At 49.8% G+C, this 26,513-nt stretch carries 25 protein-coding genes and 1 rRNA gene; 10 read left to right on the top strand and 16 right to left on the bottom strand.

All coding sequences use genetic code 11. The annotated features are described in order from the left end of the window. Positions 1 to 132: 132 nt before the first annotated feature. Positions 133 to 1,618, bottom strand: a 16S ribosomal RNA gene (locus AC2D8L_RS13530). A 918-nt stretch (positions 1,619 to 2,536) separates the two neighbouring features. On the opposite strand from AC2D8L_RS13530, the gene AC2D8L_RS13525 reads away from it, so the two are divergent. Continuing rightward, complete coding sequence (locus AC2D8L_RS13525) at positions 2,537 to 4,477, top strand: M23 family metallopeptidase (RefSeq protein WP_484686012.1); 1,941 nt, start codon at positions 2,537 to 2,539, stop codon at positions 4,475 to 4,477. Positions 4,478 to 4,492: 15 nt separating this feature from the next. On the opposite strand, the gene AC2D8L_RS13520 is transcribed toward AC2D8L_RS13525, so the two are convergent. The 3 genes from AC2D8L_RS13520 to AC2D8L_RS13510 all read right to left on the bottom strand — a co-directional run bounded on the left by AC2D8L_RS13520 (position 4,493) and on the right by AC2D8L_RS13510 (position 5,863). Further along, positions 4,493 to 4,921, bottom strand: a complete 429-nt coding sequence (locus AC2D8L_RS13520; protein ID WP_484686011.1) for a CBS domain-containing protein — start codon at positions 4,919 to 4,921, stop codon at positions 4,493 to 4,495. Between the two features lie 88 nt (positions 4,922 to 5,009). Continuing rightward, a complete protein-coding gene (locus AC2D8L_RS13515; protein ID WP_484686010.1) occupies positions 5,010 to 5,510 on the bottom strand; it encodes a cupin domain-containing protein in 501 nt (166 codons plus the stop codon). Positions 5,511 to 5,521: 11 nt separating this feature from the next. Beyond that, positions 5,522 to 5,863 carry a VOC family protein gene (locus AC2D8L_RS13510; protein ID WP_484686009.1) on the bottom strand — a complete coding sequence of 114 codons (342 nt, stop codon included), beginning with the start codon at positions 5,861 to 5,863 and terminating at the stop codon, positions 5,522 to 5,524. Between the two features lie 350 nt (positions 5,864 to 6,213). On the opposite strand from AC2D8L_RS13510, the gene AC2D8L_RS13505 reads away from it, so the two are divergent. Then, entirely contained in the window at positions 6,214 to 6,570 is a 357-nt protein-coding gene (locus tag AC2D8L_RS13505; RefSeq protein WP_484686008.1) for a hypothetical protein, read from the top strand. Between the two features lie 66 nt (positions 6,571 to 6,636). Here the strand turns inward: AC2D8L_RS13505 and AC2D8L_RS13500 are convergent, their stop codons facing one another. Next, positions 6,637 to 6,846, bottom strand: a complete 210-nt coding sequence (locus AC2D8L_RS13500; RefSeq protein WP_484686007.1) for a hypothetical protein — start codon at positions 6,844 to 6,846, stop codon at positions 6,637 to 6,639. 595 nt (positions 6,847 to 7,441) lie between these two features. Here AC2D8L_RS13500 and AC2D8L_RS13495 point away from each other — a divergent pair. Both AC2D8L_RS13495 and AC2D8L_RS13490 read left to right on the top strand, forming a co-directional pair. After that, entirely contained in the window at positions 7,442 to 8,914 is a 1,473-nt protein-coding gene (locus tag AC2D8L_RS13495) for an MATE family efflux transporter (protein ID WP_484686006.1), read from the top strand. Between the two features lie 268 nt (positions 8,915 to 9,182). Beyond that, positions 9,183 to 9,503, top strand: a complete 321-nt coding sequence (locus tag AC2D8L_RS13490; protein ID WP_484686005.1) for a DUF2834 domain-containing protein — start codon at positions 9,183 to 9,185, stop codon at positions 9,501 to 9,503. Here AC2D8L_RS13490 and AC2D8L_RS13485 read toward each other — a convergent pair. From AC2D8L_RS13485 to AC2D8L_RS13475, 3 genes are all read right to left on the bottom strand, one after another. Continuing rightward, the gene (locus AC2D8L_RS13485; protein WP_484686004.1) at positions 9,500 to 10,357 is read right to left on the bottom strand and encodes an MBL fold metallo-hydrolase; all 858 of its coding nucleotides are present in this window, start codon (positions 10,355 to 10,357) and stop codon (positions 9,500 to 9,502) included. The genes AC2D8L_RS13490 and AC2D8L_RS13485 overlap by 4 nt on opposite strands. Before the next feature lie 173 nt (positions 10,358 to 10,530). Next, positions 10,531 to 13,134, bottom strand: coding sequence for an ATP-dependent chaperone ClpB (clpB, locus tag AC2D8L_RS13480; RefSeq protein ID WP_484686003.1), 2,604 nt, complete (start codon positions 13,132 to 13,134; stop codon positions 10,531 to 10,533). Between the two features lie 201 nt (positions 13,135 to 13,335). Next, positions 13,336 to 13,602: a hypothetical protein gene (locus AC2D8L_RS13475; RefSeq protein ID WP_484686002.1), complete on the bottom strand. Its 267-nt coding sequence runs from the start codon at positions 13,600 to 13,602 to the stop codon at positions 13,336 to 13,338. 133 nt (positions 13,603 to 13,735) lie between these two features. On the opposite strand from AC2D8L_RS13475, the gene ftrA reads away from it, so the two are divergent. Beyond that, the gene (gene ftrA / locus AC2D8L_RS13470) at positions 13,736 to 14,725 is read left to right on the top strand and encodes a transcriptional regulator FtrA (RefSeq protein ID WP_484686001.1); all 990 of its coding nucleotides are present in this window, start codon (positions 13,736 to 13,738) and stop codon (positions 14,723 to 14,725) included. 35 nt (positions 14,726 to 14,760) lie between these two features. On the opposite strand, the gene AC2D8L_RS13465 is transcribed toward ftrA, so the two are convergent. Further along, a complete protein-coding gene (locus AC2D8L_RS13465; protein ID WP_484686000.1) occupies positions 14,761 to 15,390 on the bottom strand; it encodes a DUF4167 domain-containing protein in 630 nt (209 codons plus the stop codon). Between the two features lie 391 nt (positions 15,391 to 15,781). Continuing rightward, entirely contained in the window at positions 15,782 to 16,660 is an 879-nt protein-coding gene (locus AC2D8L_RS13460) for a LysR family transcriptional regulator (RefSeq protein WP_484685999.1), read from the bottom strand. Between the two features lie 94 nt (positions 16,661 to 16,754). Here AC2D8L_RS13460 and AC2D8L_RS13455 point away from each other — a divergent pair, with 94 nt between their 5' ends. Further along, positions 16,755 to 17,276: a nitroreductase family protein gene (locus AC2D8L_RS13455; RefSeq protein ID WP_484685998.1), complete on the top strand. Its 522-nt coding sequence runs from the start codon at positions 16,755 to 16,757 to the stop codon at positions 17,274 to 17,276. Positions 17,277 to 17,286: 10 nt separating this feature from the next. Here AC2D8L_RS13455 and prmC read toward each other — a convergent pair whose 3' ends face one another. The 4 genes from prmC to AC2D8L_RS13435 all read right to left on the bottom strand — a co-directional run bounded on the left by prmC (position 17,287) and on the right by AC2D8L_RS13435 (position 22,861). Further along, positions 17,287 to 18,126, bottom strand: coding sequence for a peptide chain release factor N(5)-glutamine methyltransferase (gene prmC / locus AC2D8L_RS13450; protein ID WP_484685997.1), 840 nt, complete (start codon positions 18,124 to 18,126; stop codon positions 17,287 to 17,289). 3 nt (positions 18,127 to 18,129) lie between these two features. Continuing rightward, positions 18,130 to 19,206, bottom strand: coding sequence for a peptide chain release factor 1 (gene prfA, locus AC2D8L_RS13445; RefSeq protein WP_484685996.1), 1,077 nt, complete (start codon positions 19,204 to 19,206; stop codon positions 18,130 to 18,132). A 32-nt stretch (positions 19,207 to 19,238) separates the two neighbouring features. Beyond that, on the bottom strand, positions 19,239 to 21,506 hold the full coding sequence (ptsP, locus tag AC2D8L_RS13440) for a phosphoenolpyruvate--protein phosphotransferase (protein WP_484685995.1): 2,268 nt from the start codon (positions 21,504 to 21,506) through the stop codon (positions 19,239 to 19,241). A gap of 83 nt (positions 21,507 to 21,589) precedes the next feature. Beyond that, complete coding sequence (locus AC2D8L_RS13435; RefSeq protein ID WP_484685994.1) at positions 21,590 to 22,861, bottom strand: aspartate kinase; 1,272 nt, start codon at positions 22,859 to 22,861, stop codon at positions 21,590 to 21,592. Positions 22,862 to 23,132: 271 nt separating this feature from the next. Here AC2D8L_RS13435 and ubiG point away from each other — a divergent pair, with 271 nt between their 5' ends. The 4 genes from ubiG (at position 23,133) to AC2D8L_RS13415 (ending at position 25,572) form a co-directional block, all read left to right on the top strand. Further along, complete coding sequence (ubiG, locus tag AC2D8L_RS13430; protein ID WP_484685993.1) at positions 23,133 to 23,873, top strand: bifunctional 2-polyprenyl-6-hydroxyphenol methylase/3-demethylubiquinol 3-O-methyltransferase UbiG; 741 nt, start codon at positions 23,133 to 23,135, stop codon at positions 23,871 to 23,873. A gap of 4 nt (positions 23,874 to 23,877) precedes the next feature. Beyond that, positions 23,878 to 24,495, top strand: coding sequence for a LysE family translocator (locus AC2D8L_RS13425; protein WP_484685992.1), 618 nt, complete (start codon positions 23,878 to 23,880; stop codon positions 24,493 to 24,495). A gap of 337 nt (positions 24,496 to 24,832) precedes the next feature. After that, positions 24,833 to 25,162: an ArsR/SmtB family transcription factor gene (locus tag AC2D8L_RS13420; RefSeq protein ID WP_484685991.1), complete on the top strand. Its 330-nt coding sequence runs from the start codon at positions 24,833 to 24,835 to the stop codon at positions 25,160 to 25,162. Next, entirely contained in the window at positions 25,159 to 25,572 is a 414-nt protein-coding gene (locus AC2D8L_RS13415; RefSeq protein WP_484685990.1) for an SRPBCC family protein, read from the top strand. Before AC2D8L_RS13420 ends, AC2D8L_RS13415 begins: the two co-directional genes overlap by 4 nt. 60 nt (positions 25,573 to 25,632) lie before the next feature. On the opposite strand, the gene AC2D8L_RS13410 is transcribed toward AC2D8L_RS13415, so the two are convergent. Next, positions 25,633 to 26,112, bottom strand: a complete 480-nt coding sequence (locus AC2D8L_RS13410) for an SRPBCC domain-containing protein (protein WP_484685989.1) — start codon at positions 26,110 to 26,112, stop codon at positions 25,633 to 25,635. Continuing rightward, positions 26,102 to 26,419 carry an ArsR/SmtB family transcription factor gene (locus AC2D8L_RS13405; protein ID WP_484685988.1) on the bottom strand — a complete coding sequence of 106 codons (318 nt, stop codon included), beginning with the start codon at positions 26,417 to 26,419 and terminating at the stop codon, positions 26,102 to 26,104. Before AC2D8L_RS13405 ends, AC2D8L_RS13410 begins: the two co-directional genes overlap by 11 nt. Positions 26,420 to 26,513: the final 94 nt, after the last annotated feature.

The raw sequence follows: 26,513 nt of genomic DNA, 5'->3' as shown, positions 1-26,513 counted from the left end.
TCACTTAATGTGAAGAAAGAGAAACGAAGGCGGCGATGTCCCGCTTTTGTAGTAGTCGACTGGTTTTGACTTAAACCAATCTTATCCAATGAAAGTCCGATAAGACATAAAGTCTTGAAGGACAATCCTTAGAAAGGAGGTGATCCAGCCCCAGGTTCCCCTAGGGCTACCTTGTTACGACTTCACCCCAGTCGCTGACCCTACCGTGGTCGCCTGCCTCAAAAGTTAGCGCAGCGCCTTCGGGTAGAACCAACTCCCATGGTGTGACGGGCGGTGTGTACAAGGCCCGGGAACGTATTCACCGTGGTATGCTGACCCACGATTACTAGCGATTCCAACTTCATGCACCCGAGTTGCAGAGTGCAATCCGAACTGAGACGGTTTTTAGGGATTAGCTCCTCCTCGCGGAGTGGCTGCCCTCTGTCACCGCCATTGTAGCACGTGTGTAGCCCAGCCCGTAAGGGCCATGATGACTTGACGTCGTCCCCACCTTCCTCCGGCTTATCACCGGCAGTCCCCCTAGAGTGCCCAACTAAATGCTGGCAACTAAGGGCGAGGGTTGCGCTCGTTGCGGGACTTAACCCAACATCTCACGACACGAGCTGACGACAGCCGTGCAGCACCTGTATCCTATCCAGCCGAACTGAAGGCTTCCATCTCTGGAAGCTGCGATAGGTATGTCAAGAGCTGGTAAGGTTCTTCGCGTTGCTTCGAATTAAACCACATGCTCCACCGCTTGTGCGGGCCCCCGTCAATTCATTTGAGTTTTAATCTTGCGACCGTACTCCCCAGGCGGAGAGCTTAATGCGTTAGCTGCGCCACTGAAAAGTAAACTTCCCAACGGCTAGCTCTCATAGTTTACGGCGTGGACTACCAGGGTATCTAATCCTGTTTGCTCCCCACGCTTTCGTACCTCAGCGTCAGTATCGGGCCAGTGTATCGCCTTCGCCACTGGTGTTCTTCCTAATATCTACGAATTCCACCTCTACACTAGGAGTTCCATACACCTCTCCCGATCTCTAGACTAGAAGTTTAAGAGGCAGTTCCGAGGTTGAGCCTCGGGATTTCACCCCTTACTTTCTAATCCGCCTACGTACGCTTTACGCCCAGTAAATCCGAACAACGTTAGCCCCCTTCGTATTACCGCGGCTGCTGGCACGAAGTTAGCCGGGGCTTCTTTACTAGGTACCGTCATTATCTTCCCTAGCGAAAGAGCTTTACAACCCTAAGGCCTTCATCACTCACGCGGCATGGCTGGATCAGGCTTGCGCCCATTGTCCAATATTCCCCACTGCTGCCTCCCGTAGGAGTCTGGGCCGTGTCTCAGTCCCAGTGTGGCTGATCATCCTCTCAGACCAGCTATAGATCGTCGTCTTGGTAGGCCATTACCCCACCAACTAACTAATCCAACGCGGGCCAATCTAATAGCGATAAATCTTTCCCCCAAAGGGCGTATACGGTATTAGCATTCGTTTCCAAATGTTATTCCGTACTATTAGGTATGTTCCCACGCGTTACTCACCCGTCTGCCGCTCCTCACCGAAGTGAAGCGCTCGACTTGCATGTGTTAAGCCTGCCGCCAACGTTCGTTCTGAGCCATGATCAAACTCTCAAGTTTGATATAGACTTTTGTCGACGCAATGCACGTTTTGACGAGGACACCACTTGTCACGACGCGTTTCTCAACGCGTATGTTAATTTGGTGTTCTCTAATAGAAACGTACACCCATCGAAGTCTCGTAATGACCTGGTAAAACCAGATCCGCAAGGACTTCGCCGTCCACGTTTCTCTTTCTTCTTCTTCACACTGTCAAAGAACAGACCCAAATGCCAAAGGCATAAACGTCAAACCCAAACCAAAAACATAACTCTCTAGCCGGACAAGCCAGCAGAAACATTCTGCCCAATTCAGGAAACACTAAACATCAGCACGAAGCTAATCACTCAGTGTTTGGCGGTTATAAGATCAGCGAACCAACCTGTCAACTACCATTTTCCAATAAAAACCAATTAGTTTCCATCAGAAACAACTTGATAATTTTTGGTTAAAACCAAACCCAATCAAGCCCGCCGCTCCTAACAAGATCAATCCCCGTTAGCAACACCCCCAACCAAAAATAAATACTTTACTTTCAATCAGTTAACTAACCTCAACCGCGTCTCTCAACACCATCTCCGTCAGCGCTTGGGGGTTATAGGACCACCAAAATAAAGAGTCAACAAATCATTCAAAGAAATGTCATAAAAATTGCACAAACTTTGAGCCTCAGATTGGGTCCTATATAACAATGCCCAATAGCTGGGGGTTTGGCCAAAATCGGCCATGTCTTGACCGGGGTGAATATTGTCAAATCCGACCAAGTTTCGCCGCAATTCTTGTCCACACACTCTAATATATAGCGCTATTATGGGGCGAGAGGGTCGCAGATGCAACTCTGGCTTGTCTTTCGCTTTGTGAACATGCCATAAATTGCAGCGCTCAACATGATGAAATGGCTGGGCATAGTATAAGTAGCCGTGACAACAGGGTCGAACATTGAACGCCGTCAAGCGCAAACAAGATAAAGCACTTCTTAAGTCCGCAGGTTTTCGTGACGGTGCGGCTTTAAGCTTGCGTGCGCTGCGCAGTGACGCGCCGGAAAGCCGCGAGGTCTCCTTGACTTGGTTAAGCGGCACAGTGCTTACAGGTTTGACTGGCGCCTTATTAATGGCCGCGGTGTTATATGTCTCCTTTGACGGCAAACAGAACTTTTCGACACCATATGAAAGCCTTCAAATTGAGACCGCTTCATACAGTCCTGTCCGCGAAGTGATGCAAAAGTCAGATCGTGTGCGCCCTGTGGCGGCATCCCGGTCTGAAAAGGAAGTGATCGAAGCGTCCATTCGAGAAAATGCAGATGGGGTCTCAAAAATTCGGCGCCAGCCGTTCGAGCGGATTAAAGCGACGCTGGCGACTTCGGCAACGGCCCTTTCGCAAGACATTCCCAATTATGACCCTGTCGCACTTTTGCGTCGTAACCAGCCCATTTCTTTGCCTGACGACACGAGAACGATCAACACAGATATATATGGTGCCGAGGTTGAAGGCGAGGTCACCGTGGTGCAGGCTTCTTTAACACTCGACGATATTCCAGCGCCCCAAATCAATGACGCCATCGCGTCTGACTATGTGCGTGCGACTGTTGAGGGTGCATATACTGGTTTCGATAGCCCGACATTGGCATATGCATCAACCCAAGTTGACAATATCAACCCATTATCAATTGAGCGCAAAGGCTTCACGTCTGTAGCGCAAAATGTGTCGATTGTTCCCCGGACGAATATTGAGGGCGCAAATTCTGTATCGCGCACCGAACGGGTGCTAACGGTGCGGCAGACGGCAGATTTTGGCGATGTTCTTTCCAAAAACGGCTTCACTGAATCCATGGTTGATAGCATTGGTGGCGCGATCCGCAATGTCTACCCATCTGCTGCGCTAAACCAGGGCATGAAGCTGCGCATCTTGTTTGGAAATGAGCTTGGATCTGAAATCCAAATTCCGTTTCGCATGAGCGTTTACACAAAGAACGAGCAACATATCGTAACCGTGGCGCGCACAGATCGGGGCCAATATGTGCTTGGGCTGGCCCCTCCAACGATCAGTTTCCCGGAAGAAGACACCGAAGAAATTGACGTTGCCAACCTGCCGTCTTTATATCGTTCCATCTTTGAGACGGGCAGAAAGCACGACTTGCCAGACACCACGATCGAGCGAATTATTGCTATGTTCGCCTATGACCTTGACCTCACCAAGAAGATCAATGCGGGCGACAATATCGAACTTTTAATGTCAGAACCTGACGATCAAGGCCGCAAGGAACTGCTTTATGTCGGCCTAAACCTCGCAAACGCCACACGGCATATGTATCGTCATCAATCAGATGAAGGGCTGGTCGATTTCTACGACGAAAACGGCCAGACCGGTAAGAAGTTCCTGATGCGGCGGCCGCTTCAGGGCGGTGGTAAATTGCGGTCCAACTACGGATATCGCGTACACCCCATTTTCAAGACGTATAAATTGCACACCGGCGTTGATCTTTCGGCGCGAACCGGCACGCCAATTTATGCGGGCGGCAACGGTGTCATAAAGCGAGCCCAATGGGTGTCGGGCTATGGGCGCTTTGTTTCCATCGGCCACGCCAATGGCTATGAAACAGCCTATGCCCACATGACCCGCATCGCCGACGGAATGAAACCTGGCGTACGCGTTCGGCAGGGCCAAGTTATCGGCTATGTGGGCTCAACCGGATATTCGACCGGCCCACACCTACACTATGAAATCAAAATCAATGGACGCACGGTGGACCCACTTGGCGTGAGATTGCCGCGCGATAAAGCGCTGCCAAATAAGTACAGACGCAAATTTGAGCAAACAATCGCTCAAATTCAAGAATTGATGGCCCGCGAATCCAAACCGATAAACGTCGCCGAACGCTAAGAAAAAACTGAAAGGCTATGAAGCGATGTAATCTCGCATAGCCGCGGCTTCGCGTTCTGCCTGTTCGATTTTACGTTTGACCAAATCGCCAATCGAAACCAGTCCAACCAGCTTTCCCGCATCGACAACAGGCATATGGCGAATGCGCTTTTGGCTCATAATGCCCATCAGCTGATCAACTGTCGCTTCAAGATCGCAGGTGAACGGATCAGGCGTCATGCAATTACCAATGGTGCCATCAAGGGCTGAAGCACCTGATTCGCGAAGTCTGCGCACAATGTCGCGCTCGGATAGGATGCCGCAAACTTCCCCAACATCACCAGTGATCACAACAACACCAACATTGTGCTCACCAAGCGTATCTACGGCCTTAGCCACTTTATCGTTGGGGGTTAAAGTGAGAACAGAGCTACCCTTATCATGAAGAATATCGCTAACTTTCATCTGCATTTCTCCTTTCGAAAAAGACAAGTCTGCGCCAAGAAAACCAATCGGGCAAGTAACCCATTCGAATTATGACTTGGCCGACGCATTAAACATCCTTATCGCCGTCAAAATAATCAACCTTGGAACTCTCATAACTCATGTGCCGATGGGTGAAGTGCCCCGTTCCCCCACGTCTACTCATCGACATAATCTTTTGCGTATCAGGATATTGCACCACGTCCGCATCTGCCTTGTTGGAAATGCCAATAAAGATCAAAGGCTCGATGCCGGTGTTCCAAAGCTGATGCGCATATTCTGGCCCGCCTACCGGTGCGCCTAACACATCGCCAGCCCTAACCTGATGCCTGTCATCGCCGAACCGGTATTCGCCTGAACCTGACAAGATGATAAACATTTCATCTTCTGCGTGGTGAACATGAAAAGGACATCCGGTTTTGCCCGGCGGCACAATCGTGTAGGAGGCACCAATTTTCGTCAAACCCAGTTCTTCACTAATGCCTGCATCCTCTGATGCATAGGATTTGCCATGTTGAAATGGCTCGGTTTTCAGTTCTGACAGACGTACAAACGCTTTTACATTTCCCATTATTGATCTCCCTAACTTTCAGACCAAACAGCCAATTCATTGCCGCTTGGCTCTTTAAAGTGAAAACGCCGACCCCCGGGAAACGAAAATATCGGACGTACAATTTCTCCGCCTCCCGCCTCAATCTGAGTTTGAGCCGCTTCCAAATTATCCGCCTTAAGCACAACAAGTGGTTTGGTCATAGCGTCCTTCGTGCCGTCCATCCCGCCATCAAGCCCAGCATTGTCGAAGGAGAAATATTCTGGGCCATAATCCGTGAATTTCCACCCCAGCGCCTTGGCAAAGAAATGCTTGCTCGCTGCCAAATCTGCGCCGGGCAATTCCACATAATCAATCTTCAATAGAGTTGGCATCTCATTTCCCTTCGCGCCGCACACATTCGTTTATGTTCTCTTTTTGTTCTAAGTCTGATTCCTAATCGAGTCAATGTTCAACTTCAACCCCAACCCAAAAGAACGCAACATGGCAGCGCCATTTGCGGGGTAAAAAGAAGCGGGAGCACGAGGCGCATATTGGCTCGTTATGTGGGTAGAAAATGAGACAATAAACGCCTCGTGCAGCAGAGTTCTTACGCGTCTAATCAAATGCCCCGGGGTGCTGAACCCTTTTATCCCCTTTTTGCCACATCATGATCCGTTGAAAAGATCATTGGATTTGCCTCACGGGGGCGTACCAGTTTTTGAATGACGTGCTACACACAAGTGTGTCCGCACTATTCAAAAACTTGCCCCTCCGGCAGGGCGGGCGAAACGTCGCCCGAGGTCCTCACCACTTGCGCGGCTCGTCCTTCATTTCCCCTCCTAAGGTCAACATCCAGAACAGCTTCAACTTGCTGCCCGATGAATTACGCCTGCCTTCGGTGTCAGGCTGGACATTTGATCGTAGCGATATGAATTGCGGCCAACCCATATCCCAACTTCTTCTTTTAGTGATTTGGATTTGGCGCTTTATTGAAATTGTTCGCCCACCATTTTCACCGCCCTCATTGCTCGTCAGCAATCCCAAAGGCTTCAAAGAAGATGGCGCAATGATAGGCATGGTTTTAGGGGGCGGGGATTAGTTTTCAATAAAATCTGAACGCGGACGCAATTGCATGATCAACTGCCAGCATCGAATTATCCTCACCTCAATCACCAGCTAAAAGTTCACCACGTTTCTTTTTGCGCCAAAGAAACTTCACCAAAAGAATCAAAAGAGCAATTGCGGGAAACGCAAACAGATATTCGTATCGAAACCATTCATAGCGCGAAAGCCAATAGATCAGCCCGACCAACCCTGTCCATTTGATGATCAAATAAACGATCACCCATTTGCCCATTCGTTTCAAAATGCTCATTTGTCACGCCTCATTTAGCAGTCAACCTTTTCAGGTTATCGCAAATGACAGTCATTTGCAACAAACACATATCTGCTTACTTGTGAACTTGATAGAACCAATGGGATGTGATGGCATTCCCTGTGATCTTGCCCACAGATGTAAGCATTGCGGGTGTAAAGTGTAGCGCCAGATCCCCACACGAATGTGTAAGCAATCAACGCCACATATTGGCCCACCCTTTAAGCCGACCCAAATGGAGATACTGATCAACTCCATGACGTATGATTTGCCCATGATTTCTTTATGGACAAATTTGGGCCGCACGGCCCGCAAAATGCAGGAACGAACGTTTGACGCTGGACTATTCTGTGGCTTCGGCCATCGCTGAATTGCGGGGATAAGGTCACTATATTTTACAACATGATCATACCCAGTCCATCAATCAGACCGCGGCTATTAGGCGTTAGCGCTGACTTGCTTGGGCCGATGCGGCCGCATTCAACAAAAATAGTTTGCATCGAATGCCTGCGATAATCGCTCAGTCTTGTTTTAGTCGAACCCAATACGCGCCCTAACTGTCCTTTGCTGATGCCATAAAAGTCGGTACTGTCCGATGAGAACCAAAATAGAACTGCAATTGATCAACATTTTGGGCGATTATGATTGGGGAACGAGTATGAACAAGGCTCCTGAGCAAGCTAAGTTTCTAACAGGCGGATTAACTCAGCACATCATTACAATGTCACTGACTTCTGCTATCGGGTTTGTCGCCTTGTTCGCCGTAGATCTCGCCGACATGCTGTTCATTTCGATGTTGGGAATTGAAGAATTGGCCGCCGCTGTTGGTTTTGCAGGAACAATTCTGTTCATGACGACATCCATTAGCATTGGTATGGCGATTGCAGGTGGTGCGATGGTGGCCAAATCACTGGGCGAAAACAAACCCCAGCGCGCGACCGAACTACTGACCCATGTGTTGATTGTGGGTGTTGCCTTCGCGCTAATATTTGCGACCATCATTTATGTTAATCTGGACGGGTTGACCGGCCTGATCGGCGCGACGGGTGAAACCCAGGAACTAGCGGTTTCCTATCTTCAAACCCTCATTCCGACAATGCCAATTCTCTTGATCGGAATTGTGTCATCCGCTGCCTTGCGCAGTCACGGTGCTGCAAAACTATCCATGATCGTGACCCTGCTTGCAGGCGTTGTGAATGCCGTTCTTGATCCAATCTTTATCTTTGTTTTAGACATGGGGTTACAGGGAGCAGCTTGGGCCTCTGTTGCTTCGCGCGTATCTGTCGCGATTGTCGCCGTCTGGTATATCGTGCGCAATTATGGTGGATTTACAGGACTATCCTTTAAGATGATCGTGCGCGACTTGCGGCCTATCGCGGCGATTGCTTTCCCGGCAATGTTGGCCAATATTGCAGCACCAATCGGTGGGGCCTATGTCATCAAAGCTGCAGCGGAATTTGGCGAAGCCGCCGTTGCTGGAATGGCGATTATCGGGCGGGTCACCCCAATTGCGTTTGCCTTGATCTTTGCAATGTCCGGCGCAATTGGACCAATTATCGGCCAGAACTTTGGCGCTGGGCAACACGATCGAGTCCGGAAAGCCTTCAATAGCAGCATGGTATTGATCGTCATTTATGTAATTCCAGTTGTCGCAGTTTTGTATCTGCTACGCGGGTTGATTGCCGACATGTTTGACGCACAAGGCGTAGCAAGAGACCTAATCTTTTTATTCTGCGGCCCCCTTTCTCTAGCGTGGATATTTAACGGCGTAATTTTTGTTGGAAATGCGGCTTACAATAATCTCGGCCACCCATTCTATTCAACATGGGTCAATTGGGGGCGCAACACGCTAGGCATTATCCCGTTTGTCTATGTTAGCGCGCAACTCTGGGGAGCTGAAGGTGTGCTGATCGGACAAATGGCCGGTGGAATTTTTGTGGCTATCGTCTCATTTTTCCTCGCTGAGCGACTGATGAAAAAGGCAGAAGCCAACCAGATTTCAGATCCGGTTAAACCGACATTTGGCGAGCATCAACGATCGTTTAAAATTACCCATTTGCGCAGATAGTTTACCGCTGTAATTTCATGGGTGATGTTTTGACCAATTAGAGAAGGTTCAATACGGGTGTAACCAGCATCTTGATTGGACCCGCAGCTGACATTTATTGCCAAGTTGAGCGAGATCGATCACAAACCGACTAATGCGGTCGAAGATGCAATAAGCAAGAATTACGGGTGGATACGCACCCTTCGTCGCGCCATACCCCATGACGGAATTGATGCCATTCCCTTGTCTGATTTAGATAGGGTCAACGTCACTAATTTCGGAAAACAATATGACCAACCCTCGCCCTTATCTTATTCTTGCAATCATCGGCACCATTCTGCCTTGGTCGTTCTATGTGCCCTTCATCATGCAAAATGGTCTCGATATCCCGCTATTTTTGACCCAGGTTTTTGCAACAGGTCCGTCTAGCGGTTGGGCAGTAGATGTTTTGTGGGGCACTTTAGCCTTTTGGCTTTGGACGTTTTTTGACGCGAGGGAGAATAATGTGCCCCATTGGTGGTCAATTTTGCTCGCGGGCTCATGTGTCGGACTTTCGCTGGCCATCCCGCTTTATTTTTACTTGCGGCTAAAAACAACACAAAAACGTTAGGCTTTATGCGGGTTAGCAAAACTTGCTTCATTGTAAATCAGTGAGAGGTTATTGTTGACCCGCACTTCACCGTTGGACGGTGCTGTGCTTTCAAGCAGATGTTTCAAACTGTTCCGCAAATCTTCTAGATCGCCATAGCCCAGCGTTGGGACATCGTAGATACCATTTTGCTGTTGGCCATGAGCACACAAAATCTTTGTACTTTTGGGTAGCAAATCCAGCAATCGTTCCGCAGTTTCTAAATAGTCGTAAAGGGAAGCATTTGGAACATGCGCATAGAGACCACCCGGATAGATAAAATCAGCGGCGAACAACTGATTGCGATCTGGTTCCCAAATCGAAATTGAATCTGGCGAATGCCCCGGTGTGTGCAGAATTTGTAGGTTTCGGCTACCAACCGAAATAAACGTGTTTGGTTCCACCCATTGCTCAACTTGAAAACGCGGCGGCTCAACGCCCTCCATAGATCCCAAAAACAACGTTTCCGGTGGAACGATAAATCCATCCTTTTCGATTGCTCTGAGCAGGGGCAAGTCGGCAATCATGACCTTGCGAAATGCTTCAACATTTCCCAAATGATCAAAATGCATATGGGACGGAAAGGCACGCGCATTTGCGCTGCCAAGTCGATCAAGCAATGCCATGATCGGGCGCCGTCCGGACCCGGTATCAAAGAGCAGACTTTCGCCCTCGCTTTGAATGAGATAGCACCAATTGCATTGATTATAGGCGGGTTCACCAATTGCTAAAGTCGCATCGTCAATCTGACCGACGGCGAACCAATCAAACTCCAGTGACAATCCGGCGGCCAACTTTATCGATGCTATCTCAGATTCAACTTCGCTTTCCGTCATCGCCCGATACTCACATTTATAGCTCAATTCATCTTGACAACGGATAGAGCTTTATCATCTTTTCCCAGAATTCCACGCGCAAAAACCAACATGTGCCCAACCCCACCATTGGGATTGAGCACATGCTGATCGTTGAACATTAGAGCAATAAGTGCCCTATTTTAGAAAGATAATTATTGAGCGGCGTCCTTTTGAGACGCAGCGGGGTCAATTATCAAACCCAGTTTCGTGGCGCTGACATGCACTGTCTGTCCGTCTGCAATATCGCCAGCCAAAATCTTTTCAGCCAACTCATCTTGCAAGGCGCGCTGAATGACCCGCTTGAGCGGCCTTGCGCCATAGGCACTGTCATAGCCCTCATTGGCCAACCATTCGCGAGCCTTCTCGTCAATCTCAAGTGTGATGTCACGATCAACCAGCAGTTTATGCAAATAGCCAAGTTGAATATCAACGATCGCACCCATGTCAGAGCGGGCCAAGCGATGGAACAACAAGATTTCATCGACACGGTTTAGGAATTCGGGCCTAAAGCTTGCCCGGACCGCGTCCAGAACTTTGCCGCGCACCATTTCAACCGATTCGCCTTCTTTCTGTTCCACCAGATATTCAGCGCCCAAATTCGATGTCATGATGATCAGCGTGTTGCGGAAATCAACCGTTCTGCCCTGCCCGTCAGTTAGGCGGCCATCATCAAGCACTTGCAAAAGGACATTAAACACATCTGGGTGCGCTTTTTCGATCTCGTCGAAAAGAATGACCTGATAAGGCCGACGCCGCACCGCTTCAGTAAGCACACCACCTTCGTCATACCCGACATATCCCGGAGGTGCACCTATCAAACGCGCGACAGAATGCTTTTCCATGAACTCGGACATGTCCAAACGCACCATGGCGGTATCATCATCAAATAGGAATTGCGCCAAAGCCTTGGTTAGCTCGGTCTTGCCGACCCCGGTCGGTCCCAAGAAAATGAACGAACCCATCGGGCGATTTGGGTCTTGCAACCCAGCCCGGGAGCGACGCACGGCTTTGGAAACAGCTTCCACCGCTTCTGATTGTCCAACAACGCGTTTGGCCAATTGCTCTTCCATTTTTAAAAGCTTTTCGCGCTCGCCTTCCAGCATCTTGTCCACCGGCACACCGGTCCAGCGCGAAACGATCTGCGCAATGTGGGATGGGGATACCACCTCCTCAACCATGCTTTCAGTTTCAGCAGAATTGCCTTCGGCCTCACCAATTTTGCGTTCTAGCTCTGGGATCAAACCGTAGGCAAGTTCCCCAGCCTTTGCCAAGTCACCTTGACGCTGTGCGTTTTCTAAATCGGTTCGGGCTTGGTCGAGTTGCTCCTTGAGCTTTTGGCCCGCCCCAAGCCGATCTTTTTCCGCCACCCAGCGTTGGTTGAGAGCATCAGCCTCTTCTTCTAAATCGCTTAACTCAGCTTCCAGCTTTCCAAGCCGGGATTTTGACGCATCGTCGGTTTCTTTCTTCAGTGCCTCGCGTTCAATTTTCAATTGAATGATGCGGCGATCCAACTCGTCCAGCTCTTCTGGCTTGCTGTCCACCTGCATCCGCAGCCGTGCTGACGCCTCATCCATCAAATCGATGGCCTTATCTGGTAAAAACCGATCAGTGATGTAGCGATTGGACAGGGTCGCGGCAGAAACCAGCGCACTATCGGAAATCCGCACCCCATGATGGAGTTCGTATTTTTCCTTCAGGCCACGCAAAATCGAAACCGTATCTTCAACTGTTGGCTCGGAAACGAAAACAGGCTGGAACCGACGGGCCAGCGCCGCGTCTTTTTCAACATGCTTTTGATATTCGTCCAATGTGGTCGCGCCCACGCAGTGCAACTCACCTCGCGCTAGGGCAGGTTTGAGCAAGTTCGACGCATCCATCGCGCCGTCCGATTTTCCCGCGCCGACAAGCGTGTGCATCTCATCAATAAACAGAATGATATCGCCTTCAGCGGATTGGACTTCGTTCAAGACCGCCTTCAACCGCTCTTCAAACTCGCCACGATATTTCGCGCCCGCAATTAGTGCGCCCATATCCAGCGCCAGCAAGCTTTTGCCTTTGATCGATTCGGGGACATCGCCGTTGATGATGCGCAAGGCCAAGCCTTCCGCGATGGCAGTTTTACCCACGCCTGGCTCACCGATTAGCACTGGGTTGTTCTTGGTGCGACGGGACAGGACCTGAATGGCACGACGGATTTCTTCATCGCGACCAATCACCGGATCAAGTTTGCCTTCACGGGCAACCTCGGTGAGGTCACGTGCATATTTTTTCAATGCATCATATGATTCTTCGGCGCTCTGCGAATCTGCAGTGCGGCCCTTGCGCAATTCATTGATCGCATCGTTCAAGCCATTTGCAGTGACGCCCGCAGCTGCGAGCAATTTGCCCGCATCGCTGTCTTTTTCAATTACCAGCGCCAGCAAAAGCCGCTCAACGGTGACATAGCTGTCACCGGCCTTGTCCGCAGCTTTTTCGGCAGTTTCAAAAGTCCGGGCCATTTCGCGGCTGAGATAAAGTTGGCCACCGCCGCCAGAAACAGAAGCGATTTTCTTCAATCCCGCTTCAACGCTGGCGCGCAATGTTTTTGAATTACCCCCTGCCCGATCAACAAGGCCAGAAGCCATGCCTTGATCGTCGTCCATCAGGACCTTCAACAAATGAATGGGGGAAAATTGCTGATGCCCTGCAGAAAGGGCGCCACTTTGTGCGGATTGAACGAAACCACGCGCACGTTCGGTGTATTTTTCTATATTCACGTTTCAACTCTCCATTTTCGGCCCGCTCAATCTGCCCAACCTGGCACAGAATATTGCGTCTCGAAGCGTTGGTGTTTTTGCGTTCAAGCCAGAATGCTCAAGCCACAAAAACAATTTATCTCGGATGCCCACTTTGGGCGCACCCTTCAATTGTAAATATAGGAACGGTTCGCGCAGTTAAAAGAGCTCAACCTAGATTTTCTAGAGAAAATGAATAAGGCCACCAACCAGCACCATGACAAGACCCAATCGTAGGGTCAAAACACCAATACGCTGTTGAAAGAACCCTTTTTCACCGGCTCTGATGGCTTCCCAGTTGCCCAACACCGGCACATTAGAGGAGCCCTCTTTAAACCCGCCGCCAATGAGGTGCGTGACAGAACCAGCCAAAGTCACAACCCAACCAATCATAAATATTGAAAACGCCTGCTCTTCCAAGAGCCCAAAAAATGTTTGAAAAATAGACATTTTGAAATCCTTGTCTGACAATATATTTAGTTCCAATATGGCGACAAAATTGGGCATTGTCTATCGCCCGCGATTGGCATAAATTGCGCTATACGTTAAATTTCAGCCAATCTAGCAATTTAGCAGGCACCCGATGGGCGACATTCAAAATCAGAACAAGCAGGTCGCGGTCCTCGCTTATGATCAATTGTGCACGTTTGAATTTGGTATTTGTGTTGAAATTTTCGCAACGCCCAGACCGCAAATAGAAAATTGGTATGACTGCAAAACGGTCGCAGTGGAAACCGGACCATTGCGGGCCGCGGGTGGGTTGATGGTTCAGTGCGACACGCAAGAGGAAGAACTCGAACATGCAGATCTTATCATCATTCCAGGCTGGCCAATCAACAAAGAACCAAGTGAAAAGCTAAAGCAACAAATGCTAAATGCCCATAAACGAGGTGCGCAGTTTATGGCAATTTGCTCCGGCGTATTTTTGCTCGACAAAATTGGCCTGCTTGAGGGGCGCACCATTACAACTCACTGGCGATATATTGATGAGCTTAAAGCCCGTGTCCCCAATGCAGATGTTAAAGACAATGTGCTTTATTGTTTGGACGGCCAGATATTGAGCTCCGCCGGATCGGCCGCTGGCATAGACCTGGCACTTCATGTCATTCGCAAAGAGTTTGGCACACAAGCGTCCAACCTCGTGGCACAGCGATTGGTGCTGCCAGCGCACCGTGAAGGTGGGCAGGCCCAATTTGTTCCCCGTCCGGTCGCACCGCCAAAATTGGGCGCGCTAAATCAATTGTTGGACGAGGTGCGCACAAAACTGGATGAACATTGGAGCGTAAGCACGTTAGCGAACAAAGCTTCAATGTCGGAGCGCACCCTCATTCGCAAATTCCAATCCACCGTTGGGCAAAGTCCCGCGCAATGGCTCACAAATGAACGTATTTATTTGGCGCGGGAATTGTTGGAAAGCGCTCATTTCACAATTGACCAAGTGGCCCTGCGCACTGGATTTAAGACACCTGAAACATTGCGACATCATTTTCGCAAAAAGCTGAAAGTCAGCCCAAGCGAATATCGAAAGCAATTTGGGCAACATCCAACCGAACATGAAAAAAGGCCGGTCTGAAACCGGCCTTCAAAATCTCTGCAAGTCTGAGCTGTTTATTCAGCCGCTTCTGCTGCTGGACTGCCGTCGCCACCAGCTTTTGCAGGAACATCATCATTTGATGGTGCTGCCTTAACAACTTCCGCTTCGCCCAAATTAATTGAAGGCTGCGGTGCTTCGGACAGTTCGGCATTTTCAACTGGCTTACGACGAGGACGACGGGTGCGTGGCGCACGCCGAGGGCGCGGGGCGCTCTCTTCATCACCATTTGCCTGCGGCTTGCTCTCCGCTTGATCAGCGACAGCTTTTTCAGCACCATCAGCGTCCGAAGTCGATTTTACGTCTTCGCTGCGCTCGTTCGAACCATCATCTTTATTTGGCTGCTCTTGACGCTCCTTAGGACGCTCATCCTGACGGGCTTGCGCTTGCGCTTGGGCGGCCGAAATAATTCGGAAATAGTGCTCAGCATGCTGAAAATAGTTTTCCGCCATAACAGAATCGCCAGACGCTTGCGCATCACGAGCGAGTTGCACATATTTTTCCGCAATGGTTGCCGGGTTGCCGCGTACCTTTACGTCAGGGCCGTTACTCTCATAACTACGTGACAAAGGATTTACGTTTTTGCGACCACCGCCGCCGCCATTCCCACGACCACGTGAGCGGTTATTTTTTTGTCCTGGTCTCATAGGTTGCTCTTGCGATCACTACAATCATTGTTCTTGTTTAAATTCATTGGACAGCCACTTTTCGCACAAAGTGCGATTACAGTCCAAACTTGGCCAAGCGCTTCAACTGAGAAGTCCGCTCGTTGTCTTATCTATGGTGGATGCTGCTATATGCCTGCTGTCCGGCGTGTGCGCGATCCATCAATCAAAAAAGATGCTCGCGATCAGGTGACCAGCACCTGAAAACTTAACACGCAAGTGGAACCTATATGCTTCGTTAAAAATTGCCAAGAAAAAAATTTTTACTAGAATTAATTGATCCAAATGATCAAAAAACTGCTGTCGTTGCCGTCGCAATTTTTGTGGGCTCAAACATAAAACAGAACCTGCACAACCCTCGTTTTCAGGGTTCTCAAGCGGATTGATCCTTCAACCAATTCATTGTGATTTCTATCGCTTTTGTTTTTCGCCGGTTCTTAGGCTGCAACATCCAGATAGACCGTGGTACTTCAATTTCCCGGCCATCGCAAAGCCGCACCAATTGTCCGGCATGAATCGATTCTGCCGCAATGCTCATGGGCACAAGCGCCACGCCAAGCCCTTGCTCTGCGGCTCGCAATAGCAGTTCGCCAGACGAATAGGTTGGCCCCTTCATTTGCAACGAAGCACAATCGTCAAACTGCTGACGCCAAAGGCCCCAACCGGATCTCGGGTCCCGATCATGTAGCAGTTTTTCTTTTTCCAATGAAAACGGCATGCTGGCTTTTGCGACATATTCTGGTGCTGCTACCGGCACCAAACGATCATCCATAAATACTTCACAATCAAAACCATCCCAAGGCCCCTGACCCATGCGCAAAACCAAGTCCGCTTCGCAGTTCTCGGCGCTTGTAAACTGTTGCCCGACCGACACCGAAAGCTCAATCCAGCTAAACTTTTGTTCGAACTGCTTCAATTTCGGAAATAACCATCTTGTTGCGAATGAAGGCGTTGTTTCTATTGTAACCGAAGACGAACTCGGCCTGCGCTGAACTGTCTCCAATATAAGCTGTAACTCGCCCAACGACTTGAGCGCACCTTTGCCCACGCGCACCCCTTCGTCCGTAAAAACAACGGTGCGGCTTACTTTTGACCTATCAATAAGCTTCACGCCAAGAAATGATTCGAGTTCACGAACAAAACGACTTACCGAAGAATGCGAAACCATAAGTTGGCGCGAGGCTGCGCGAATACCGCCTGTCTGATAGACAAGCGCAAATGCCCGCAACATGTTCAAAGGAATGTTCTTCATGGTGTAACTATTAGACCATTACCGCCAGCGTTTGGTCCAGACAAAATTTCTCGGTTTGGTAAGAATATGTCAGCAAACATGAAAGAACATCTCGATGATTAAATTTACCGATAGATTTAGCCCCGCGACATTTGATGGCAGTGAAATTACAAATGCCGACTTGAACACCATTTTTGAGATAGTTCGATGGACCCCCTCTGCGTTCAATGAACAGCCTTGGTCATTTTACTACGCCCTGCGTCAAAACAGTTCAGCATTTGAAGAACTGATGGGTATCCTATCGCAATCCAACCAAGCAAAATTTGGTGGCGCATCAGCCATAATTGTTTGTGCCGCACGCCGCGAGCGCATGCGTGACGGGCTGATAAATGATCATGCCTGGTACGATGCCGGACAGGCGGCGGCATATTTGACAATGGCTGCACTTGAATTGGATTTGCAAGTCCATCAAATGGGCGGTTTCAACCCCAAATTGGCCCGCGAGGTCTTAGACCTTCCAACCGGATTTGATGCAGTAACCTGTATCGTAATTGGCCGACTGACAGAAGGTGACAGCCCAGCCAAAAAAGAACGCGAACGTCGTACAGTCGACGAAATTCTTACGCCACATGGATAATCGAGGAGAATTATCGTTGCGCCAAAATGGCCCGATCGAGGCCACTTAGGTCTGATAGTTTGGCAATTTCATCAAAACCATTTTCCACCAGAAGCAAAGACACCGCTTCCGCCTGTTTGTGGCCGATTTCAAACATCAGCCAACCATCATCGGCTAAATACTTGCCAGCAGCATCAATGATCGCGCGATAAGCTGCCAGCCCACCTTCTTCTGCAAATAAAGCAAGATGCGGGTCGAACCCAAGCGCTTCAATATTCATCTCATTTCGCTCATCTTGCCCAATATAGGGCGGGTTGGAAATGATAAGGTCAAAGCTCTGCGCGTCTACCGGCTCGAACCAACTGCCATGCAAGAACGTTAGACGGTCTTCAACCCCATGGCGCTTTGCGTTTTGGCGGGCACATTCAAGCGCCGATGCAGATAAATCCGTTGCCACCCCGGTCGCCTCGGGGAACTCGAGCAAAATAGAAATTGCAATGGCGCCTGAACCGGTGCCCAAATCCAAAAATCGACCATCCGCCTCGAAACGTTCAAGGGCGACATCAACAATCAATTCTGTGTCCGGCCGCGGCACCAACGTATCTTGATTGAGCGCAAAATTGTGACCGTAGAACTCTTTTTCGCCCAGAATTCGGGCCACTGGCTCATTGGTAAGGCGGCGGGTGCACATGGCCTCAAACCGCTCCAAAACATCATCAGGGATCGGATCGCGGTCACGGCTGATCAGCTGCGCGGCATCCAGCCCAGAAGCCGCCATCAATAAATAGCGTGCATCAAGACCTGCGGTTGCAAGACCTGCCGATTCGAACTTCTTGCGCCAAAATAATTGCCGCTGAGCAAAACTGATCATCACTTAGACAGTTTCGTCCAATGCTGCCAATTGAGCTGCCTGATTTTCGGTAATCAACGTGTCGAATACTTCGTCCAATCCCTCACCTGCAATCAGCTTGTCCAGCTTATAAAGGGTGAGGTTGATGCGGTGGTCGGTAAGGCGACCTTGTGGGAAGTTGTACGTCCGAATACGCTCAGACCGATCACCTGACCCTACCTGGTCACGACGCGCATCCGCCCGTTCGCTATCGCGTTTCTCGCGTTGCTCTTCATAAAGACGTGCCCGCAAAACCTTCATGGCGTTCGCCCGGTTTTGGTGTTGAGATTTCTCGGAAGAAAGCACCACAATGCCCGTTGGGATGTGGGTGATGCGCACCGCACTATCCGTCGTGTTCACGTGCTGGCCACCAGCCCCAGATGCCCGCATCGTATCGATGCGGATATCTTCATTGCGCACCTCAATATCGATATCTTCAACTTCCGGCAAAACCGCAACGGTTGCGGCAGATGTGTGAATACGACCACTTGATTCTGTGTCCGGCACCCGCTGCACGCGATGCACACCGGATTCATATTTCATCCGGGCATAAACGCCATCACCCTTAATCGAGGCCACAATTTCCTTGTAGCCGCCCATATCGCCTTCTGCTTGTTCCATGATGGTCATTTTCCAACCGGCAAGCTCGGCGTGGCGCTGATACATTCGAAACAGATCGCCGGCGAAAAGCGCAGCTTCATCACCGCCCGTGCCAGCGCGCACTTCAAGGATCGCGCTTTTGTCGTCGGCATCATCTTTTGGCAGTAAAAGAAGCCTAATATCCTGTGTTAAAGTTTCCAGGACCTCTTTCAGCTCGTCTCGCTCCATTTCGGCAAGTTCAGCCAATTCTTTATCGCCAGACGCGATAATTTCTTCAGCGCCTTCTAGATCAGTTTGAGCCTGATTGAACTCGCGTATCTTTTCGACAACAAGCTGCAGTTCCGAATGTTCTTTAGACAAACGCACGATCGTTTCAGGATCGGGCCCAGACGCCATTTGATCTTCGATCGCTTGATAGCGATCAACCATTGCATCCAACTTTTCGGTTGGTAATTTTGCCATAAGTCAGGCACCTTCTTGTCTATATAGATGCGTTAAAGCGGCAGGCCCTGCCGGTCCGCAAGCGCATAAAGAAACTCTCTAACATCCAGATCGCCACGATCACTATCTAACGCTTCCGCTATTTGCTCGCGAATATGCATCAGGTCAAGGCTAAGCACCAGCTCTTTGATTTGCCCGACTGATGACGCGGACATGGAAAGCCGTTCAATGCCAACCGCCATCAAAGCAAGAGCTTCAATCGGACGCCCAGCCAATTCACCACACATGGTCAAAGGCTTCTGATGCCGTTTTGCAGCATCTGCAATATGTTTGAATGCCCGCAATCGCGGCGCCGCAATAGAATCATAACGACGGGCGACACGCGCATTCGCACGGTCTGAGGCAGTCAAAAATTGCACCAAATCGTTTGAACCAATGGAAACGAAATCGGTCATCGGTAGCAACTGATCCAATTCAAACAGCAAAGATGGCACTTCAATCATTGCGCCGATGCGCAGGTTCTTTGGTGCATCAAATGCCGAATTCTTAAGCCGCGCCAATTCGACATCAACCATTTGCCGAGCTTGTTTAAACTCGTTGCAATCAGTGACCATAGGCACCAGGATATCAAGATCTCTGCCATTGGCTGCCTGCAACAGCGCCCGAATTTGAGTGCGCAGTAAGGCTGGACGATCAAGCCCAAGGCGCAAAGAACGCCAACCCATAGCCGGGTTTTCTTCGCTTGCTGAACGTAAATAAGGCACGACCTTATCGCCACCAATATCGAGCAAGCGGAACACAATTGGTCGGTCGCCTGCCAAGTCCATGGCTTGCCCATAAAGCTCGACTTGCTCTGCAAGCCTTGGCAATTTAGACGCGATCATAAATTGCAATTCAGTGCGGAACAGGCCAATGCCTGTGGCACCGGTTTCTTCAATCGCTGACAAGTCTGCGATAAGGCCCGAATTGTGCAGCAAATCGATGGTCACCCCATCAAGAGTGACAGATGGTTTGTCCTTAAGAGCGGCGAAACGTTCCTGACGTTTGGCGCTAAGGCGTACCTTGTCCGCATAAGTTGCCGCAACATCTTCGGTTGGTCGCAAATGGACAGTGCCCGTTTGCCCATCAAGGATAATGTTGTCGCCGATCTCACAGATCGACGCAAGATTGTCCGCTTGGCCAAGAACAACGATGCCCAAGGAACGGGCAACAATGGCCACGTGGGCCGTCATCCCGCCTTCTTCCAGCACAACACCTTTGAGTTTGGTGCGGTCATATTCAAGCAGTTCCGCCGGGCCCATATTCCGCGCGACCAAAATCGCATGTTCAGGCAATTCATGACGGCCAAACACTTTCGTGTCGCCTGTAAGTACGCGCAAAAGCCGGTTCGCGAGATCATCCAAATCATGCAAACGATCGCGAATATATGGATCAGTCTGACGCTGCATCCGTGCGCGTGTATCGTTCTGCACGCGCTCAACTGCTGCCTCTGCCGTCAAACCGCTCGCCACAGCCTCACGCAAACGACGCACCCAGCCCCGATCGTGGGCGAACATCCGGTAGCTTTCCAAAATCTCACGGTGCTCAGAACGGGCTTGCATATCGCGCTTGTTGAACATGTCATCAATGGACATGCGCATGGTGCGAATGGCGCGCTCTAGCCGTTCCGTTTCCGCGTCGACATCTTCAGCAACAAAATTGGTGACCACAACCCGTGGATCGTGAACAAAGACTTTGCCTAGAGCGATTCCATCAGAAAAACTCGCTGCTTCTAATGTCCGCGGACGTCTAAGATCAATATTAGAGCCGGACCCAACCAACGCGCCAAATTCGGTTGTTGAAACCATCTCCGCCATCAATGTAGCGGTGGTAAGCAATGCTTCGGTTTCAATCTCTGAATATTGACGGCCCTCTCGTCCCTGGACGTCAAGTACGCCGAGGGTTTGGCCAGAACGCAACACCGGCACACCCAAGAACGAATGATAAGGGTCTTCCCCCGTTTCCGGTCGATAGGCGAAGGCCGGGTGCGACGGCGCATCTGCCAAATTGAGCGTTTCCGCTTCCGCTGCAATGAGACCAACCAAGCCCTCACCAACCCGCAATGTGGTTTTGTGAACAGCTTCCGCTTTTAGCCCCTGGGTGGCAAACAGTTCCAATTGACCATCATCGCGCAGAACATAGAAAGAGCACACGTCGGCGTGCATACTATCCGAAATCAACTCAACGATTTTATTTAGCCGTTCTTGAATGCCCAATGGCTCAGCCATTGTTGCGCGCAATCGGCGCAAAAGTTCTCGAGGGCCGGTGGTCAATTTAGCCATTTGTTCCTCAATCGCGCCTTTAAAACGCAATTGCCATTCACCTTAGTGACTATTTACAAGATGGCGCGACCCGATTTTTCAGGTTACGCGTCTTCTTGATCAAGACCGTAATAAGTGTGCAAGGCCCGAACTGCAAGTTCGGCGTATTCCTCATCAATCAAAACTGAGGTTTTAATTTCTGATGTGGTGATCAATTGAATGTTAATCCCCTTGTCTGACAAGGCTTTAAACATGGATGCAGCAACACCGGCGTGGGAACGCATGCCGACACCAACAACTGAGATTTTCGCGCTGCCTTTGGACCCAGAAATCGAATCATATTCCAGCGCATTTTTGCCCGCTTCGGTCAGAACATTTAGCGATTTCTCATATTCGCTTTCCGGTACAGTGAACGTAATGTCGGTTTCGCGGCCATCGTCTGAAACGTTTTGCACAATCATATCGACAACAATTTGCGCATCCGCCAATGGACCAAACACATCAGCAGCAACGCCGGGATTATCCTTCACGCCGCGCAAGGTCAATTTGGCTTCGGCACGGGCGCAAGTCACCCCAGATACGATTTGCTTTTCCATAATTTCATCCTCATCACACACCAATGTTCCAGGGCCGTTCCATGAACCGTCTGCTGACGGTGCCGGCACGCTGGTTGGATCATCAAAACTAGAGCGCACAACCAAGCGCACTTTCTGCGCCATGGCCAATTCAACAGAACGGGTCTGCAGCACTTTTGCGCCCAATGATGCCATCTCGAGCATCTCTTCAAAACTCACCCGATCAAGCCGCTTGGCTTTGGGCACAATTCGTGGGTCCGTTGTGTAAACACCGTCCACATCTGTATAAATATCACACCGGTCAGCACCAACCGCCGCCGCAACAGCAACTGCACTCGTATCCGAGCCGCCCCGGCCAAGTGTCGTTATTCTATTTTGCGGCGATATGCCTTGGAACCCAGTGACGACGCACACAACGCCATCATCCATGCGCTCATGCAAGAGATCTGGCTCAATATTGGTAATCCGCGCCGCGCCGTGGGCGTCATTGGTTTCAATCGGCACCTGCCAACCTGCAAATGAACGGGCGGGCACGCCCGCATCTTGCAAGACAATCGCCATCAACCCAGCGCTCACCTGCTCGCCTGAGGCAACCACAGCATCATATTCACGCGCATCATGTAAGGTCGCAGCTTCACGCGCCCAACCTACAAGCTCATTTGTTTTGCCCGACATGGCAGATACAACAACACAAACTTTATGACCCAAATCAACTTCGCGTTTAACATGCGCAGCAGCATGCCTAATCCGCTCAATATCAGCGACTGACGTGCCGCCAAACTTCATCACAATGATTGCCATTATAAAAGTTCCTGATATTTTTCATCCCGTCTGGCGTTCGTCTGCCACGGGTTATTTAGATGGATTTTAAAGTTGTCGCGCGCGGACCATTGCCATAAACCAGCATTGCAATCAACAAAAAGCCATCATTTGCATGACGTTTGACTTGCTTGGACTTGGCCTGAGACAATATCACACCTGACCTGTTAAGGTGAACTTGGCTTAAGATGCAAGTCGACTTTGGAACATCTCGTACCGCTTGTTACGATCTTAGACACAATGAGGACTGACCATGGCAACCACCACAATCGAAGCTGCCGAAATTGACCGTTTTACTGCAATGGCCGACGAATGGTGGGACCCCAAGGGCAAGTTCAAACCATTGCATAAGTTCAATCCAGTCCGATTAGCCTATATCCGCAATGCAGTTATTGCTCATTTCGGCTTGGACGAAATGGCTCGGGAACCGTTCGCAGGCCTTCGGCTTTTGGACATTGGTTGCGGCGGCGGCTTGCTGTGTGAGCCGATGAAACGGCTCGGCGCAGATGTTGTTGGTGCCGACGCTGGTGAGAAGAACATTCAGATCGCGCAAAACCACGCTGAACGTGTTGAACTGGAAATCGACTATCGTGCCACAACTTCAGAAGCGCTAGCCGAAGCTGGCGAGCAATTTGACGTTGTCTTGAACATGGAAGTGATCGAACATGTCAACGATATCCAACTTTACCTTGAAAGCTGCGCGGCGCTCGTTAAGCCCGGCGGCATCATGTTTGTGGCCACCATCAACCGCACCTTTAAGGCCTATGCATTGGCAATTGTTGGCGCAGAGCACGTTTTACGCTGGTTGCCCAAAGGCACCCACACTTACGATAAGTTTGTGACCCCAGAAGAAATCACCTCCATTCTCAAGCGCAATGACATGAACATTATGGAGCGGACCGGGGTTTCCTATCATCCGATTGAAGACAAGTGGAAACGGTCTAAAGATCTGAGCGTGAACTACATGCTTTTGGCAGAAAAACCCAAAGGCTAAATTGATGACCATTGAAAACTGGTTGGCCTTTGTTGCTGCCTATGCCGTCATTTCAATCATTCCCGGCCCAAGCGTTTTACTGGCCATTGGTCAATCGCTTTCCTTTGGCAAAAAACCGGCTCTCTCTTGCGTTGCCGGTGATGTTTGCGGGGGAATTTTGCTGATGATCCTGAGCTTTTTTGGCCTTGGCGCGATTTTGGCCGCATCATCAGAGCTGTTTCAGCTGGTGAAGTGGGCCGGCATCTTATACATGGCCTATCTCGGCTTCAGCCAAATTCGTTTTGCCCGCACCGCGACGTACGACGATATTGGCATTGACCCTAAGCAAGGCGCAAAGAGCTTTCGGATTGGATTTATCACTGGTGTGCTGAACCCTAAAGCCATCATATTTTATGTGGCATTTCTATCCCAATTCATGAACCCAGAATCCGCACCTTTGCCGCAGTTCGTAATCCTAATGGTTTCATCCTCGAGTGTTGTGATGCTGGTTTTATCAGCCTATGTCATCGCGGCAGAACGGGCGAAAAAATTCTTGCAGTCAACAACGGCGAAACGGCGCATGAATTATGTCGGTGGCGGTTTTTTGTTGGGCGGCAGCATGTTGATGGCTAGCCAGCGCTAAGATCGACATAGCAATTATAAGTGCCAGATGGATTTATTGGAGAACCACCTGGCACCAATAACTCTTGCCTGAAACAAGAGCAAATGCGGCTTCGGGTTAGGAAAACCAGCGCCCGTACACTCGGTTCAGCAGGTGCTGGCGACAACCCCATATCTGCCTAATCAGTCCACAAAACTGGCTTTTTGGCCGCAATATTGCAACCGATTGCAAGTATTTAGCCAATCACGGGTGAAAACCACAAAATTTTGCAAACCAAATTCCATAAGCATCCCGACTTGACATAATACCTTTTAGTATCATATATAAATGATACCATTTGGTTTCATAAGGAAGTGAAATGCAAAATAGTCAGGACCAAATTCAACTCGCTTTCCGCGCTTTGGCGGATCCAAATCGGCGTGAAATGCTAATGCTGTTGTCCAAAAAGGACATGACCATCGGCGAAATGGGTGAGCATTTTTCCTTCACCCGCGCAGCCGTGAAAAAACATCTCAATATATTGGAAGAAGGTGCTCTGATCTCCGTCCATGCTTCTGGGCGGGAGCGTTACAATCACCTAGAGCCACAAACTCTGCAATCAACATCAAATTGGCTCAACTATTTCAGCCAATTCTGGGACGACAAACTTGGCGACTTGAAAACTGCCATCGAAAAGGACGTACAATGAGCAGCCTAACCATCAATAAATCCATTTTCCTCAAAGCCAGCCCGGAGCATGTTTGGACATTTCTAACCGACCCAGAAAAACTCTCCATTTGGTTCCACAAACCAAATAAGGCGCTTGGCTCAGACAACAGCTTTGAAATGATCGGCGCAGAAAGTGGAAAGGCGTTCATGTGGGGCAAGGTGCTCAAGTCTGAACCGCACACACTCTTATGCTATGAATTTCAAATGCCGCAACTAAATGACCAAGTAACCGTCGTGACCTGCAATTTAACGCCAGTAGCTGGCGGCACACAGCTTTCGCTTGAACATGCAGGACTACCTCAATCCGAAGAGATGTTCGGCTTGGCCCAAGCACTCGATGCTGGATGGGACAAACATCTTGGCGATCTGAGAACAAACGCCGCTCAGTAAGTAGAACTGATGGCGCTGGCAATTTCTGCCAGCGCCGAATTATCTGAGATGCCACATCGTTTAGCTAAATGAAGCCAAATAGCCGCCTTCCAAAATCATGGTCCAGCCATGTCCATAACCGCCCATAACCATCTCGGCCATATCGCCCAGCGCTTCCCAATTGCTTTGCGTCAATTCAAGCCGCGTTGAATTGTCACCTAACGAGGTAAAACGAACCTCAACCAATGTGCGATCTCCCACTTCTTCATGGCCAGGTGCCGGAATATGAAAATCCATCGCGAGATAGTCATTGGGGCTATATTCTTTGATCGTGCCCCACAGTGTTTCCACACCCTCTGCCCCAAGTTCAACAATTTGACCACCCGGATGCGCATCAACACGAATGCCTTCAGCTGGTGCGCCTTTCATGGCGGACAGCGTGAACTTTGACAACGGCCACCAACTGTCCATTTTGTTGATAAAGACATCAAAAGCAGTCGCCTGATCGCAAGGCACATCAACGGTTTTTACAAGTGGTTCAAGCATCTTTTTATTTCCCATTTTCTTCAACTATGCGTGCGATTTCGGCACTATATGCGGACAAGGCATCTGACCAGAAGCTGTCTAGATACTCCCTGAGTTCCTCCAAACCATCCCGCCTTATCGAATAAAGGCGACGGTTCCCTTTTGGCTCAACATCGACCAATTTTGCAGCGCTCAACACTTTTAGATGTTGAGAAACCGCGGGCCGAGACACGGCTTGACCTTTTGCAAGTTCGCTCACGCTTTTTGGATGCGCGCGTAGATTTTCAAAAATCTGCCGCCGGGTCGGATCTGCCAATGCTACGAATATTTCTTGGTAAGCCATAACTTACCGTAAGCCATAACTTACATAGATGTCAAGCCGCGTGAAATCGCGCAAAACAAAACCGCCTAACAATGCTAGGCGGCTCTCATATTTT

Source organism: Maritalea sp. YIW29, from assembly GCF_057219265.1.
The sequence above is the reverse complement of the archived record's forward strand: the minus strand, read 5'-3'. Positions and strand labels throughout refer to the sequence as shown.